Annotated in this window: 13 protein-coding genes; 8 read left to right on the forward strand and 5 right to left on the reverse strand. The window is 75.2% G+C overall.

The features are described from left to right. The first annotated feature begins 10 nt into the window (after window positions 1–10). On the forward strand, window positions 11–265 hold the full coding sequence (locus tag ACIOD1_RS08470; RefSeq protein WP_401901056.1) for a DUF6126 family protein: 255 nt from the start codon (window positions 11–13) through the stop codon (window positions 263–265). Here ACIOD1_RS08470 and ACIOD1_RS08475 read toward each other — a convergent pair. Together ACIOD1_RS08475 and ACIOD1_RS08480 are read right to left on the reverse strand one after the other, a co-directional pair. Beyond that, window positions 229–894 (reverse strand): DUF6629 family protein, encoded by a 666-nt coding sequence (locus ACIOD1_RS08475; RefSeq protein WP_401901057.1) that lies wholly within the window; start codon window positions 892–894, stop codon window positions 229–231. The two genes, ACIOD1_RS08470 and ACIOD1_RS08475, sit on opposite strands and share 37 nt — an antisense overlap. Before the next feature lie 18 nt (window positions 895–912). Continuing rightward, complete coding sequence (locus tag ACIOD1_RS08480) at window positions 913–2397, reverse strand: MFS transporter (RefSeq protein WP_365617088.1); 1485 nt, start codon at window positions 2395–2397, stop codon at window positions 913–915. Between the two features lie 247 nt (window positions 2398–2644). Here ACIOD1_RS08480 and ACIOD1_RS08485 point away from each other — a divergent pair, with 247 nt between their 5' ends. From ACIOD1_RS08485 to ACIOD1_RS08505, 5 genes are all read left to right on the forward strand, one after another. After that, a complete protein-coding gene (locus tag ACIOD1_RS08485) occupies window positions 2645–6370 on the forward strand; it encodes a S8 family serine peptidase (RefSeq protein WP_401901059.1) in 3726 nt (1241 codons plus the stop codon). A gap of 159 nt (window positions 6371–6529) precedes the next feature. Next, entirely contained in the window at window positions 6530–7276 is a 747-nt protein-coding gene (locus ACIOD1_RS08490; protein WP_401901060.1) for a hypothetical protein, read from the forward strand. A 25-nt stretch (window positions 7277–7301) separates the two neighbouring features. Next, on the forward strand, window positions 7302–7817 hold the full coding sequence (locus tag ACIOD1_RS08495) for a protein phosphatase (RefSeq protein ID WP_365617083.1): 516 nt from the start codon (window positions 7302–7304) through the stop codon (window positions 7815–7817). Between the two features lie 139 nt (window positions 7818–7956). Beyond that, the gene (locus ACIOD1_RS08500; protein WP_401901062.1) at window positions 7957–9099 is read left to right on the forward strand and encodes a hypothetical protein; all 1143 of its coding nucleotides are present in this window, start codon (window positions 7957–7959) and stop codon (window positions 9097–9099) included. Next, window positions 9096–9401 (forward strand): hypothetical protein, encoded by a 306-nt coding sequence (locus ACIOD1_RS08505; RefSeq protein ID WP_365617079.1) that lies wholly within the window; start codon window positions 9096–9098, stop codon window positions 9399–9401. The genes ACIOD1_RS08500 and ACIOD1_RS08505 overlap by 4 nt, the downstream gene beginning before the upstream one ends. 71 nt (window positions 9402–9472) lie before the next feature. On the opposite strand, the gene ACIOD1_RS08510 is transcribed toward ACIOD1_RS08505, so the two are convergent. Together ACIOD1_RS08510 and ACIOD1_RS08515 are read right to left on the reverse strand one after the other, a co-directional pair. Next, a complete protein-coding gene (locus tag ACIOD1_RS08510; protein ID WP_365617077.1) occupies window positions 9473–10879 on the reverse strand; it encodes a gluconate:H+ symporter in 1407 nt (468 codons plus the stop codon). A 93-nt stretch (window positions 10880–10972) separates the two neighbouring features. Then, window positions 10973–11518, reverse strand: a complete 546-nt coding sequence (locus tag ACIOD1_RS08515; RefSeq protein WP_401901065.1) for a gluconokinase — start codon at window positions 11516–11518, stop codon at window positions 10973–10975. 123 nt (window positions 11519–11641) lie between these two features. Here ACIOD1_RS08515 and ACIOD1_RS08520 point away from each other — a divergent pair, with 123 nt between their 5' ends. Next, window positions 11642–12352 carry a FadR/GntR family transcriptional regulator gene (locus ACIOD1_RS08520; RefSeq protein WP_401901067.1) on the forward strand — a complete coding sequence of 237 codons (711 nt, stop codon included), beginning with the start codon at window positions 11642–11644 and terminating at the stop codon, window positions 12350–12352. A 91-nt stretch (window positions 12353–12443) separates the two neighbouring features. Continuing rightward, window positions 12444–14537, forward strand: coding sequence for an ATP-binding protein (locus ACIOD1_RS08525; RefSeq protein WP_401901069.1), 2094 nt, complete (start codon window positions 12444–12446; stop codon window positions 14535–14537). Window positions 14538–14555: 18 nt separating this feature from the next. On the opposite strand, the gene ACIOD1_RS08530 is transcribed toward ACIOD1_RS08525, so the two are convergent. Beyond that, entirely contained in the window at window positions 14556–15194 is a 639-nt protein-coding gene (locus ACIOD1_RS08530; RefSeq protein ID WP_401901070.1) for a hypothetical protein, read from the reverse strand. Window position 15195 lies beyond the last annotated feature (1 nt).

The raw sequence follows: 15195 nt of genomic DNA on the forward strand, positions 1-15195 counted from the left end.
GAGCCCGACCATGCCCCAGGGAGAGAACGTGTCACACGCGCAGCCGACCGCCGCCCCGCAGCCCGACGCGGCCCCGCAGGTCCGTGACGAGGCGCGGGGGCCGATCGCGCCCGAGCCCGCGGCGGCGACCGCGCCCGTACGGAGCCGGATCGAGTCGAAGTTCCCGCGCGGACTGGTGATCCGCCTGGTCGCCTACCTCTTCGTCGGCCACCTCTTCGCCTTCTTCGTCTACCTCCTCTTCGTGCTCGGCGCCGAGAACCAGTAGCCACGCTCCGGAGCGGGCGGCGGCGGCCCGCGCCGCACCCAGCCGAGGACCAGCAGCGAGGCCGCGGCGGCGAAGGCGCACCAGGTCGAGGCGAACTCCAGCCGCCAGAGGACCGCGCACACCACCGCCCCGGCGGTCAGGACGACACCCAGTCGGCGCAGCCGGCGGTCCCCGGCGAGCAGCAGGGAGCCCAGGGTGGCGGCGAGGTAGACCGCCGTCACCAGCGGCGCGAACGGCACGTCGAGGGCGTACCCCATCACCCGACCCCGGATCTCGGCGGTCACCGGCCTCGTGGCCAGGCAGTACGCGAGCACCGCGGCGGCGGCCAGGCCCAGCGCCGCCGGCCCCCACAGCCGCCGCCGGTCGCCGGGGGCGGCGGCGAGCAGCACCCCCAGCGGAACCCAGACGGGCAGCACCGGCAGGGCCACGACGGCCCAGGCCGTGGTCGCCGGTCCGCAGCCGCCGCCCGCCCTCCAGACGGCGGCCTCGATCAGCTGGTGCGCGCCCAGCAGCAGCGGGAGCCCGGCGACGAGCAGGTCGCGGGCGCGCCGCACGCGCACCACGCACACCACCCCGACGGCGGTCACGACCGTGCCCGCCGTCAGGTCCGCAGCCGCACTCCAGCACATCGCGTCCGCCGGGCCCGATCAGGTGCGCCGGGCCGGCGGGTTCGCCTCCGGAGGCTCCAGCGACGGGGAGGTGAGCGCGCACTGGGTGCGGCACTGCGCGTGCGGGGCCCCGACGGCGGGCTTGCGCACGGTGGCCCAGGCCAGGCCGGCCCCGAACACCAGGATCCCCGCGCACCAGGGCATGGCCCGTCCGAAGGCCGCGTCGAAGGCGTCGGCCGACAGATAGGACTCGGGGCCCATCCCGGCCAGCAGCGGCAGCCCGGCGACGGCCAGCAGCCCGGCGGCCCGCGCGGCGGCGTTGTTGATCCCGCTGGCCAGGCCCGCACGCCCGGGGTCCACCGAGGCCAGCACGGTCGCGGTCAGCGGGGCCACCAGGGTGGTCATCCCGGCGCCCATCACCAGGAGGGCGGGCAGCACGTCCCGGACGTACGAGGCGTCCGGCCCCACCCGCAGCATCAGCAGCATCCCGGCGGCGCAGAGCAGCGGTCCCACCGTCAGCGGGATCCGCGGCCCGATCCGCTCGCCGAGCGCCGCCGCCCGGGCCGACAGCAGCAGCATCAGGGCGGTGGTCGGCAGCAGCGCCGCGCCGGAACCCAGGGCCGAGTAACCGGCCACCACCTGGAGCTGTAGCACGACAAGGAAGAAGAAGCCGCCGAACGCCGCGTAGACGCACAGGGTGACGAGGTTGACGGCGGTGAAGAGCCGGGAGGCGAAGATGTCCGGCGGGACCATCGGATCCGCCCGGCTGCGCTCCACCCACACGAACGCGGCCCCCAGCAGCACCCCGACCACCGCGGCGCACACCACCCACACCGAGCCGTCGCGGGCCTCGATCAGCGCGTACGTGATCAGGGCCAGCGAGGTGGCGGCGAGGGCCGCCCCGGCCACGTCGAACCGTCCGGCGGCGTGTGGATCGCGCGACTCCGGTACGTGCCTGAGCGCCACCGGCACACAGAGCGCGGCCACCGGCACGTTCAGCAGGAACACCCACCGCCAGCCGGGCCCGTCCACCAGCCAGCCGCCCAGGAACGGCCCCACCGCCGCCCCGACGCCCCCGAACCCGGACCACAGGCCCACGGCCCGGGCCCGGTCGTCAGGGTGGATCGAGCCCTGGATCAGCGCCAGGGACCCCGGGGTCAGCAGGGCTCCGCCAACGCCCTGGAGGGCCCGGGCGGCGATCAGCACCCCCTCGTTGGGGGCGATTCCGCACAGCAGCGAGCCCACCGCGAACCACACCACGCCGAGCACGAAGATCCGTCGCCGGCCGAAGCGGTCGCCGAGCGCACCGCCGACCAGGATCAGCCCGGCCATCGTCAGCAGATAGGCGTTGACCGTCCACTGGAGCACCGCCAGGTCGGCGCCGAGGTCGCGGCCGATGCGCGGGAGCGCCACGTTGACCACGGTCGAGTCCAGGAGGGCCATGGCCGAACCGAGCACGGTGGCGAAGACGATCCACCGACCTCGGGCGGAGTGCAGCGGAACACCGGGTGCGGGCGCGGTCATGCCCCCAGGCTGGCCCGCCGCGCCCGGGAAGGCCACCCGGCGGCCGGTCCGAGATGCCGGCCTGTCCGCTCGTAGGGCCCGGGGGCGAGGCTCAATAGGCGCTCTTGTAGTGGACATGCCGCCTCGCGGACCATGACCCGCGCACGTCACCAGGGCCCCCTCCGGCGCCGCCGGGACGAGCCCGCGCGCGCCTTCTCACCGCTCCACCCCAGCGCTCCACCCGCCCACGGCGTACGAGGAGACCCACGTGGCACCAGGCAACCGCCCCGCACCGGGCAGCGACCCCGCACCCCACGACCGCCCCGCACCCCACAGCGACCCCGCACCCCACGACGCCCCCGCTCCGCGGCATCACGCATCCCGTCGCAGCGGCGGATCCCACCACCGCGCCGCGCCGCACCATCGCCCGGCCCCGCGCCGGGGTCGGCGCTCCTTACGGACGGGGCTCGCCGCCCTCGCCGCCCTGCTGCTCCTCCCGCTCGGCGCGGGGGTCGCCGCCGCCGCGCCGGACCCCGGGCCCACCCCGGGAACCGCCGATCGCAAGATCGAGCCCGCGCTGCGCGCCCAGCTGGACGGGGCGGACAAGGCGGCCTTCTGGGTCTACCTCGACAGCGCCGCCGACCTCACCGCGGCCGGGCGGCAGAAGACTCGGGCCGCCAAAGCGGAAACGGTTCTGCGGACCAAGCGGGAGCACGCCGCCCGGACCCAGGCCGAGCTGTTGAAGGCCCTTGCCGGGGCCAAGGCCGAGTACACCTCGTACTGGATCGTGAACGCCGTCCGCGTCGTCGGCACCCAGAAGCTCGCCGGCGCCCTGGCCCAGCGTCCCGAGGTCTCCCGGATCGCGACCGACGAGAAGATCACCCTCCCCCGACCCGCCGAGGGCGCCCGCGAGAAGACCGCGGCCGACGCCGTCGAGTGGAACATCGACCGCGTGAAGGCCCCGCAGGTCTGGGAGCAGCTCGGCGTGCGCGGCGAGGGCATCGTCGTCGCCAACATCGACAGCGGCGTGGACTACACCCACCCCGCCGTGAACAACCAGTACCGCGGCAAGAACGCGGACGGGACCTACGACCACGCCTACAACTGGTTCGACCCCGCCGGTGTCTGCGCCAGCGCGGCGCCGTGCGACAACAACGACCACGGGACCCACACCATGGGCACGATGGTCGGCGACGACGGCGGCGCCAACAAGATCGGTGTGGCACCCGGGGCCAAGTGGATCGCCGCCAAGGGCTGCGAGTCCAACTCCTGCTCCGAGGCCTCCCTGCTCGCCGCCGGCCAGTGGATCGTCGCCCCGACCGACCTGTCCGGTCAGAACCCGCGACCCGACCTGGCCCCGCACGTGGTCAACAACTCCTGGGGCGGATCGGGCGGCGACACCTGGTACCAGCAGGTCGTCGACACCTGGCGCGCCGCCGGGATCTTCCCCGCGTTCAGCAACGGCAACGCCGGACCCGGCTGCTCCACGAGCGGCTCGCCCGGCGACTACGCCGCCTCCTACAGCTCCGGCGCCTTCGACATCAACGGCGCCGTCGCCTCCTTCTCCTCGCGCGGCGCGGGCCCCGGCGGCATCGTCAAGCCGAACATCTCCGCCCCCGGCGTGAACGTCCGCTCCTCCGTGCCCGGCGGCGGCTACGAGTCCTTCTCCGGCACCTCCATGGCCTCCCCGCACACCGCCGCCACCGTGGCGCTGCTCTGGTCGGCCGCGCCCGCGCTCGAAGGCGACGTCGCGCAGACCGAGGCCCTGCTCGACGGCACGGCCCTGGACACCGACAGCTCCCAGTGCGGCGGCAGCGCCGCCGACAACAACGTCTTCGGCGAGGGGCGCCTCGACGCGCTCGCCGCGGTCGCCGCCGCCCCGCGCGGCGCGATCGGCTCCCTGGCCGGCACCGTCCGCGACGGCTCCGGCGCCCCCGTCGCGGGCGTGAAGGTCACCGCCGACGGCCCCATCGACCGTACGGCGACCACCGCCGCCGACGGCGGCTACCGCTTCGCCTCCCTGTCGGTCGGCGCGTACAGCCTGACCGCGGCCAAGTTCGGCTACGGACCGCGGACCGCGACGGCCACCGTCACCGAACAGGCCACCACCACCGGCGACTTCACGCTCCTCCAGGCCCCCTCCGGCACGCTCACCGGGACCGTCTCCTCCGCCGCCGGCCCGGCCGCGGGCGCGACCGTCATCCTCGCGGACACCCCGCTCACGGCGACCACCGACGCCCAAGGGCGCTTCCGGGTCACCGTGCCCCACGGCACCTACACCGTGGGCGCCACCCACCCCTCCCGCTGCGTGACCGCCGGCGCCGCCCGGGTCACCGTCACCGGGGACACCACCGTCGCCGTCGACCTGCCCGAGCGCACCGACGGCTACGGCTACGCCTGCGCCGCCCCGGGCAGTCGCCCGTACCCGGTCGGGGACCACCCACTCGCGCTGACCGGCGACAACACCACCGAGCGCGTCGACCTGCCCTTCCCGCTCCCGCTGTACGGCAAGACGTACGGCCATGCCTGGATCGGCACGAACGGCACCGTCAGCTTCGGCGGCAACAACACCGCCGACGTCAACGGGGACATCCCGAGCACGGGCACCCCCAACGCCGCCCTCTACCCCTTCTGGGACGACCTGGTCGTCGGCGCCGCCGGCAGCGGCTCGGGCGTCTTCACCGCCGTCACCGGCACCGCGCCGCACCGCAGTTACGTCATCGAGTGGCGCCAGGTCTCCCACTGGTCGGCGCAGGCCGACACCTTCTCCTTCTCGGCCTCCATCGGCGAGGACGGCGCCGTCACCTACTCCTACAAGGGCACCGGAGGCACCGGCATCAAGGGCGGCTCCTCCGCCACCGTCGGCGTGGAGAACGCGGCCGGCACCGACGCCTTCGCGTACTCCTTCAACACCGCCGTCCTCAGCGACGGCCTGTCCATCGGCTTCCGCACCACCCGCAGCGGCGTGGTCACCGGCAGGGTCCTCGACGCCAACGACGGAGCGGGCGTCGGCGGGGCCACCGTGACCGTCGGCAGCGGCGATTCGGCCGTCTCCGCCACCACCGCGGCCGACGGCGGCTACGTGGTCCAGAGTCCCTCCGGTCCCCGGACGGTGTCCCTGACCGCGCCCTCCTACGAGGCCGCCCGGGCCGACCTCGACGTCAAGGCCGCCGACGTCACGACGGTGACGCGGTCCCTGCGCACCGGCCGGGTGACGGCCGGCGCCTCTTCCCTGGAGGTCGTCCTGCCCGCCGGGCAGCGGCGCACCCGCACCCTCGACCTCACCAACCCCGGCCTCGACACGGCCTACGCCGTGGCCGAGGACGCCCCCTGGTTGACCGCGACCCCGGCCCAGGGGAACCTCCCCACCGGCGGGCGGGCCCCGGTCTCCCTGACCGTGGACACCGCCGGCCTCGCCCCCGGCGCGGTGCTGAGCGCCGACCTGAAGATCACTTCGGTCAGCGGTCGAAGCCCCGTCCTCACCGTCCCGGTCAAGCTCGTCGTCCCCCGCTACCAGGCCGCGCTGGACACCGGTGCGGACCAGGCGGGCACCGACGCGGCCGGAGACGGCTGGTCCCCGGACCGCAAGTACACCCCCGGTTCCTACGGCTACCAGGGCAGCTCCACCGTCCGGTCCACCGGCCGCGCCATCGCCGGCACGGACGACCAGCGGCTCTTCCGCAACGCCCGTGAGGGCATGTACGAGTACCGCTTCGACAACGTGCCCAACGGCACCTACACCGTGGAGCTCGGCTTCTCCGAGGTGTCCTCCACCAAGCCGAACAAGCGGGTCTTCGACGTCCTGGCCGAAGACGCCCTGGTGCTGCCCTCCCTGGACATCTCCCTGGAGGCGGGCCCCTACACCGCCCTGAAGCGGACCTACACGGTCAAGGTCACCGACGGGGTGCTCAACGTCCGCTTCGTCACCCACAGCGGCTTCGGCAAGCCGCTGGTCAACACCCTCCGGGTGACCGACCGGCCCGACAGGCCGTAGCCGGTGGCCCGGGAGCCCGCGGTCCGCAGCGGGCCCCGGGCTCCCGGGCCGCCGGGCTCCGCCGTCCGCCCCCGGCATTCGGGTGGCGGGCGGCGACTCCCCGGCGGCTTCCCCCCGACCTGCCCCGACGGCCGCCCGGACCGACGTACCGTGCCGGACATGACCCCGCACAGCGAACAGGCCGCCCGGATCGAGGCCCTCGTGCGCACCGCCGACCCGGACGCCGTCTGGGCGACCGGATCGGGCGACACCCTCCACCACGGCCCGGCGGACGGAGCCGACACCCCGCTCGACGTCGGCTCACTGATCGGCGTCCTCGCGCTCTGGCCCGTCCTCGGCTGCCTCGTCGGCCAGGGCGAGCTGTCGCTCCACACCCCCCTCGCCACCTACGGGGTGCCGGACGCGGCCGACCTCCCCGCCGGCGCCACCGCCCACCACCTGCTGACCCGGGGCGAGGACGGACCCGCCCTCGCCGCCCTCACCCGCCTCGCCGAGCACCTCGGCGCCGGTCCGCTCGCCGACTACGCCGCACGGCGGATCTGGGCCCCGCTCGGCATGGCCGGAACCCGCGCCGTCGAGGGCACCCTGTACGCACCCCCCGCCGACCTGGTGCGCTTCCTGCGCCACCTCCTGTCCACCGCCGACCACCCCGTCCCGCGTGCCTGGACGGCGGACTCCCTGCGGATCCGCACCGGCGAACTCACCCCGGCCCGGGGGCTGCTCTGGCACCCCGCCGGCAGCGGGATCTGGGCCCACCACCCACGGCCCGGATCCGGCCCGGCCCTGTGGATCGCCCCGCGCCACGACCGCTGGGCCCTGCTCCTGCCGGGCCGCGCGGCCCCGCCCTCCGCCCCGCTGCGAACGGCCTTCCGAGATACCGCCTTCGCGGCAACTCCCGCGATCTGAAAGCCTGTTGTACGCTCCCCGAACGATGACGAAGACCCGCTGGAAGAATCCCGACGCCCCGGTCCCCACGACCCCGTGGGACGAGATCATCCCCGGACTCTGGATGGGCGGCCACGTCTGGGCCGGCCCCGACGGGGCCGAACGCGCCGCCGTCCCGGGCGAGGAGTTCGACCTCGTGATCAGCCTCTACAGCAGACCCGGCCACGGCCCCCACCCGGACGTCGAGCACCTCGTCGGGGTGGTCCCCGACGCGCCGCTCACCGCCGGGCAGCTCCACACGGTCCAAGGACTCGCCCGCAGCGCCGCCCACGCCCTCGACGCGGGCCGGCGCACCCTCGTGCGCTGCTTCCACGGCTACAACCGCTCCGGCCTCGTCGTCGCGCAGTGCCTCGTGGACCGGGGCATGGCCCCCGCGGAAGCGATCACCCTGATCCGCAGCCGGCGCTCGCCGCACGCCCTGCACAACGAGCTGTTCACCGACTACCTCGACACCGGGCTCGACGCGGCCGCCCTGCTCAGGGGCCTCGACCCACTCCCGTAGCGCAGTCGGGGCGCGCGCCCCGGGGGACCGACGTACGGTGAAGCCGACGTCACCGAACGTGGATCCCCGGGCCGTGTCCGGGGCCCACCGGCGGCCGTACCCCGGCCGCCGCACCCCCGTCGCACCCCGCGAGGAGCCCATGTCCGACGCCGTGACCGCTCTGGCCGCAGACCCGGACGTCGACACGCTCGACGCCCTGTGTCGGGAACTGGCCGAGGCCGCAGACGCCGTGGGCGAGGCCGCCCGGTACGCCTCCGGGATCGCCCTCGGCTCCCGACTGCCGGCCCGGGCCCTCCTCGCGGGCGGCAACCGCCGCCGACGCGCCTGGCGGACCCTGCTGCGCACCCTCACCGACCCCGCCGGCCTCGGCTGGGCCCCGCGCGGGCGCGGCGTCGCCCGGGCGGGTTGGCTCGCCGGGGTACTGGCCCGCCGGGAGAGCCTCGCCGTGAGCACGGCCGTCTGCGGGCTCAAGGCGCGGATCCGCGTCGCGAGCGTGGGCCGCCCCGACCTGCTCGCGGACCCCGGCTGCGCCGCCGTGCTGCGGGCCGTCGCCGAGGACCGGCAGGCCGACGCCGCCCGGGCCTTCCGGGCGCTGGTGCGCGAGCGCGGCGCGGGGCAGGCGTACACCCTGCTGGCCCCGTCCTTCGCCGACATCCTCGCCTGGCACGCCCTGACGGACGAGAACCCCTTCAACGACCATGCCGGCTGGCAGGTCGCCACCGGCCGGGCGGTGACCGCCGAACCCCTCCTGGGCATCGGCGCCGCCCTACGGGCCTTCCTCGCCCGGGGCCCCTCCGAGGAGGCGCCCCCGGACGCCGGGGTGCTGGAGGCCCTCGACACCAGCGGCACCCTGGCCGGCTACGTCCGCAACGCCGTCCTGATCGGCGCGGCCGACGCCCTGCTCGTTCAGCGGGTGACCGGCCCCGGCGGACGCACGATCCACGTGCTCCAACTCCCCGACCGGGACTCCGCGCAGGTGCGGGCGATGGCCCGGGCGGTCCGCGCGCTGATCCCGTCCGGTACCGAACTGGCCCTCGTCGGACACCGGATGGGCGCCGTCACCGCCATGGACCTGGCCCGCGACCGGGAGTTCACCGCCGTCTACGCCGTCACCCACCTGGTCACCGTCGGCTCCCCGGCCGACGCCCGCGTCCCCGCGGACGCCCGGACCCGCCTGGTCCGGTCGCCCGGAGCGGGGGCCGCCGCCATCGAGGGAACGGTGACGGGCACCCGACTCCTCCCGCTCTCCGCGCCCGGCGAGACCCCTTGGAGGACGCCGTGAGCGACCGCCCGAGCCCCGGAGCGCGCCGCGGCACCCGGCCCGCCGCGCCTCCCATGCCTCCCGCACTGCCCGCCCCGGACGCCGGGGCCGCCCCGGCCGACGGACTGCGCGGCCACTGCGCCACCCTGCGCTCCCACGCCCGGCGCCTGCGCGCGGGAGCCGCGGCCCTGGAGTGGCGGGGCCCGCAGGCCGACGCCCTGCGGGCCGAGGTCACCGCCCTGGCGGACCGCTGCTCCACCGCCGCCGACGGCTTCGCCCTGGCCGCCGCGCAACTGGACGGCGCCGGCCCCCGGCGCCACTGAGGCACCGGGGGCGAGGAGACGGGCGGGGACGAGCCGGCGGCCGGGGCCGCGTTGGCGGGCGGGGGCCCGCTTCAGAGGACGAGCGACAGCAGCATGACGAAGCCGAGACCGCACACCGAGATGATGGTCTCCATCACGGACCAGGTCTTGAGGGTCTGGCCGACGGTCATCCCGAAGTACTCCTTCACCAGCCAGAACCCGGCGTCGTTGACGTGGCTGAAGAACAGCGAGCCCGCCCCGATGGACAGCACCAGCAGCGCTGTCTCGGTGGTGGACATGCCCGCCGCGAGCGGGGCCACCAGGCCGGCCGCCGAGATGGTGGCGACCGTGGCCGAACCGGTCGCCAGGCGGATGGCCACCGCGATCAGCCAGCCCAGCAGCAGGGCCGGTATGGACCAGCTCTGCGACAGGTCGAGGATCATCCGGCCCACGCCGGCGTCGATCAGGGTCTGCTTGAAGCCTCCGCCCGCACCCACGATCAGCAGGATGCCCGCGATCGGGGCGAGGGACTTCTCCACCGTGACCGAGAGCCGCGCCCGGGTGAATCCGGCCGCCCGGCCGAGCGTGACCATGCCCACCAACACGGCGGCGAGGAGGGCGATCAACGGGGAACCCGCCACGTCGGTGACCTTCTGCACCCCGTTGGCGGGGTCGTCGACCACGATGTCGACCAGGGCCTTGACCAGCATCAGGGCCACCGGCAGCAGCATGGTGAAGACGGTGGCGCCGAAGGAGGGGCGATGCTGCGACTCCGCCGAGGGGCGCTCGGGGATCATGCGGTCCGGCGCCGGGATGTCCACCCAGCGGGCCGCGTACCGGGAGAACAGCGGCCCGGCGATGATCACGGTCGGGATGGCGACGACCACCCCGAGGGCGAGCGTGACCCCCAGGTTCGCGTGCAGGGCGTCGATGGCGACGAGCGGCCCGGGGTGCGGCGGGATCAGCCCGTGCATCACCGACAGGCCGGCCAGCGCCGGGATGCCGATCCGCATCAGGGAGTAGTTGCCGCGCTTGGCGACCAGCAGCACCACGGGGATCAGCAACACGATGCCGACCTCGAAGAACAGCGGCAGCCCGATCACCGAGGCGATCAGGACCATGGCCCAGGGCATGGCCCGACCCTTGGCCCGGGCCAGGATCGTGTCGACGATCTGGTCGGCGCCGCCGGAGTCGGCCAGCAGCTTCCCGAGGATCGCACCGAGCGCGATGAGGACGCCGACGCCCGCGACCGTGGCACCGAGACCCGCCGTGAAACTGGCGATGGTCTTGTTCAACGGGGCGCCCGCGAAGCACCCGAGGGCCAGGGAGCCCACCGTCAGTGCCAGGAAGGCGTGCATCTTGAGTCGGGTGATGAGCAGGACGATGACGGCGATGCCCGCGAGGACGGCGAGGCCCAGTCGGACGTCACCGGCCGAGGTGATGGGTTCGGGGGCGGCCGCGGCCAGGGGCAGGAGAGTCTCGACGCTGAGACCGGTCACGGTGATGCTTCCTTTCGGGGCGTGATCGTCGGGGAGCCGGGCGGAACCCGGGCCGAAAGGGGGGTCCGATGGGGGAAGGAGAGCCGAGGAGGGCTAACGGGCGACGTTGAGGTCGCGCAGGGCGGCCAGGGCCCGTTCGGTGATCTCCTCGGGGGTGCCGGTGACGTCGACGGCGGTGCCGGTCTCGTCCGCCTGGAGCGGTTCGAGCGCGGCGAACTGCGAGTCGAGCAGCGAGGGAGGCATGAAGTGCCCCTTGCGGTCCGCCATGCGCCGCTCGATCAACGGGCGGTCGCCGGACAGGTGGACGAAGACCGCGTCCGGGGCGGTGGCGCGCAGCCGGTCCCGGTAGGCCCGCTTGAGGCAGGAGGCGGCGACCACCCCACCGCCTTGGCCGGACCGGTGGCGGATCCACTCGCCGATCGCGTCCAGCCAGGGGCGCCGGTCGGCGTCGTCGAGCGGGACTCCGGCCGACATCTTGGCCACGTTGGCGGCCGGATGGAAGGCGTCGCCCTCCGCGTACGGAAGGCCGAGGGCCTCCGCGAGCAGTCGGCCCACGGTCGTCTTGCCCGTGCCGGCGACGCCCATCACCACAATGACGCGCTGGGAGCTCACGTCGTACCTCGCTGTCCTCGTTGACATCGGCCCGGGAGGGGGGAGGCCCGGGTGGGGACCACTGAACCGCATTAAGTACTACTTATTCAAGAGTCCGTCGGTAAAACATCACACCATTGGTTCACCGGGCCGTCACCGTACGCTTACGCCATGACGACCGAAGGCAGTCCGGGACCAGGACTCCACATCCAGGTGTTGGACACCCTCGGCCTCGCGATCACGGCCGGGGAGTACCCGCCCGGCAGCGTGCTGCGCACCGACGAGATCGCCGGGCGCTTCGAGGCCTCCCGCACCGTCGTCCGCGAAGTGGTCCGCGTGCTGGAGTCGATGCAGCTCGTCGAGTCCCGCCGCAGGGTGGGCGTCACCGTGCGCCCCGACGAGGAGTGGAACGTCTACGACCCCCGGGTCATCCGCTGGCGGCTCGCCGGCACCGACCGCCCACGGCAACTGCGCTCCCTGACGGTGCTCCGTTCGGCCGTCGAACCGGTCGCGGCGGGCTTGGCGGCCACCCGGGCCACCCCCGAGCAGTGCGCGCAGCTCACCGAGGCCGCCCTCGGCATGGTCCGCACCTCGCGCGGCCACCAGCTGGAGGGCTACCTCCACCACGACATCGCCTTCCACCGCACGGTGCTGAACGCCTCCGGGAACGAGATGTTCGCCCGCCTGGGCGACGTCGTCGCCGAGGTGCTCACCGGACGCACCGAGCACTCCGTGATGTTCCACGACCCCGACCCGGCCGCCGTCACCCTGCACGTACGGGTGGCCGAGGCGGTACGGGAGGGGGACGCGGGACGCGCGGAGGCGCTGACGCGGCAGATCGCCCTCGGGGCCCTGGAGGAGCTGGACGTCCTCGCCCCGTAGTCGCCGCCGCCCGGCCTCCGCCGCCGGTTCGGGCTGAACCGGCTCCGCCCGAACGGTGCGCGCCCCGTGTGTCGTGCGGGAGACTGGACGCGTGCTGGGACTGGGACGTGCCGAGGGCGATGAACAAGCGGACGGGGACGCCTCCTTCGTGGGGCGCGGGGAGGAACTGGCCGCCCTGCGCGCGGCCTTGGCCGGACGGCGGCTGATCACCCTGACCGGGCCGGGCGGTGTCGGCAAGACCCGACTGGCCCGCGAGGGCCTGCGCCACGCCGCCGGATCCTTTCCCGACGGGATCCACTGGGCCGACCTCTCCCCGCTGCCCGGCGACCGGCTGCTGGTGGACACCGTCGCGGACGCCCTCGACCTCGCCGACCACACCCCGCGCGCCCTCGCCGAAGCGGTGCGCCAGTGGATCGGGCCGCGCCGGCTGCTCCTCGTACTGGACTGCTGCGAACACCTCCTGCCCGCCGTACGGGCCCTCGTGGCGGACCTCCTGGGCGCCGCCCCGAACCTCGTCCTGCTCCTGACCAGCCGGGAGCCGCTCGGCCTGCCCGCCGAACACGTGGTGGAGGTCGGGCCGCTGCCGCACGACCACGACGCGGCGGAGGCGCTCGCCCTCTTCACGGCGCGGGCCGACGACATCGCCCGCCCCGACGTGCCCGCCCCCTGGACGCCGGGCCGGCTTGCCGCCGCCCGCGCGGTCTGCGACCGGCTGGAGGGCATCCCCCTCGCGCTCGAACTGGCCGCCGCCCAACTGGCGGACCACACCGTCGAGGAACTCGCCGAACGCCTCGCCCGCCGGATCGGCCCCCTCTCCGCCCGACGCGAGACGCACCCGCCCCGCCACCGGGCCCTGCGCACCGCCATCGGCTGGAGCCACGAATGGTGCGCCCCGCGCGAACGCCTGCTGTGGCTGCGGCTGTCCGTCTTCGGCGGCGTCTTCGACGAGCGCGCCGCCCGCGTCGTCTGCTCCGCGCCCCCGCTGACCGCCGGGGAGGTGCCGACCCTGCTCGCCGCGCTGGTGGCCAAGTCCGTCGTGCGCCGCGTCGGGCCCGCCGGACCCGACGGGGGCGCCGGTCACCGCATGCTCGACACCGTCCGGGAGTACGGCGCGATGTGGCTGGAGGGGGTCGGCGAGCGGGACGCGCTGCGCGCCCGGCACGCCGCGTACGTCCTGGACCTGGTGCGGGCGTCGGAACGCGACTGGCTCGGGCCCCGACAACGCGCCGCCTACCGGCGGGTCGCCGCCGCCCACGGGGATGTGTGCGCGGCCCTGGACCACTACCTGGCCACCGCTCCGGCCCTCGCCGTCGAACTGGCCGGACGCGTCGGCTTCTTCTGGGTCTGCTCCGGCTACCTCCACGTGGCCCGGGCCTACCTGGAACGCGCCCTGGCCGTCGCGGGCCCCGAGGAGGCGGACCCGCCCGGCCGGATGCGCGCCCTGTGGGCCCTCGGGGTGACCCGGTTGCTCCAGGGCGAGCACGAGGACGCCCACCGGATCGCGGTGGGCTGCGAGGTCCTGGCCGCCGGCCTGCCCGGGGCCGATCCCCGCCCCGCCCTGGACGCCGCCTACCTGCTGGGCCTCAGCCACCTCCTCGCGGGCCGGCCCCTGGCCGCCCGGATCGTCGCCGAGAACACCCTGGAGGCCTTCCCCGGCGCGCCCTTCGACTCGGCGCCCCGACTGCGCTGCCACCTGGTCCGCGTGTTCGCCCTCACCGCCACCGGCCTCCTCGACGACGCGCGGGCCGAGGTGGCGGGCCTGCGGGCCGGGTGCGTGGAGCGCCAGGAGTACTGGATGCGGTCCTACATCGACTACCAACTCGCCCTGATCTGCCTGTTCGAGGGCCGCTCCGCCGAGTCCGCCCACCACGCCCGGTCCATGCTGGAGAGCAAGCGGGAGCTGGGGGACAGCTTCGGCACCGCGCTCGGACTGGACCTCTTGGCCGCCGCGCAGGCGGCCAACGGCGACGAAGCGGACGCGGCGCGCGCCTACGGGACGGGCCACGCCTACTGGCAGGCCGTCGGTCACCCCCAGCGGGGCACCCCGGAACTGGCTCTGATGCGCGAGGAGTTGGAGCGCACCGCCCGGGACGCCCTCGGGGACCGGGCCTATGAGGCCGCCTTCGACGAGGGCGTGCGCGAGGGTCGGGCCCTGCGCGGCCGGTCCTCGTCGGACCCGCTCTGAGTCGTCCGTCGTACGGTTTCAGCCGCGCGGGCCGATCACCTCGGCGAGCGCCGCCTGCTCGGTCGGCGGCAGCCGCCGCTCCGCGTGCAGCATCCGCAGGGCGCCGGTGATCCGCTCGGCGTCCTCGGGGCGCCCGAGGTCCTCCACGTACGGCGGCAGCAGCAGGGCGAGCGAGGCCAGGTCGGCGCGGGCGCAGAGCGCCTCCAGCAGGGCCCGCAGCGGTTCGGGTTCGGTGGGCGCGGGCCCGGTGGCGCGCAGCCCCTCGGCGATGCGCAACCGCAGCCAGTCGGCGTAGGGGCCAGCGGGGAGGTCGCCGAGGCGGGCGGCCGCCGACTCGAAGTGGCCCCGGGCCTCGGCCGGTTGCCCCAGCTCCAGGTGGGCCCGGCCGAGCGAGCCGTGCAGCGAGGGGTAGAAGGGGAGCACGCGCCCGTCGCCGACCCGGTCGGCGCGTTCGAGGCAGAGCAGGTTCCAGCGGAGCGTCTCCTCGGGGGTGGACTGGTGCCGGGCGAGGTAGTGGGCCGCGACGCAGGCCTCATAGTCGTCGTCGGCGGCTTCCCAGGCCTGGCGGAACAGCTCCCGGGCCTCGGAGGGCCGGTCGGCGGCCTCGGCGGCCATGCCCCGGGCGCAGAGGCCGACGACGGTGTTCTCGGGGTCCATG

It is taken from the genome of Streptomyces sp. NPDC088097, assembly GCF_044741845.1.
Lineage (GTDB): Bacteria > Actinomycetota > Actinomycetes > Streptomycetales > Streptomycetaceae > Streptomyces.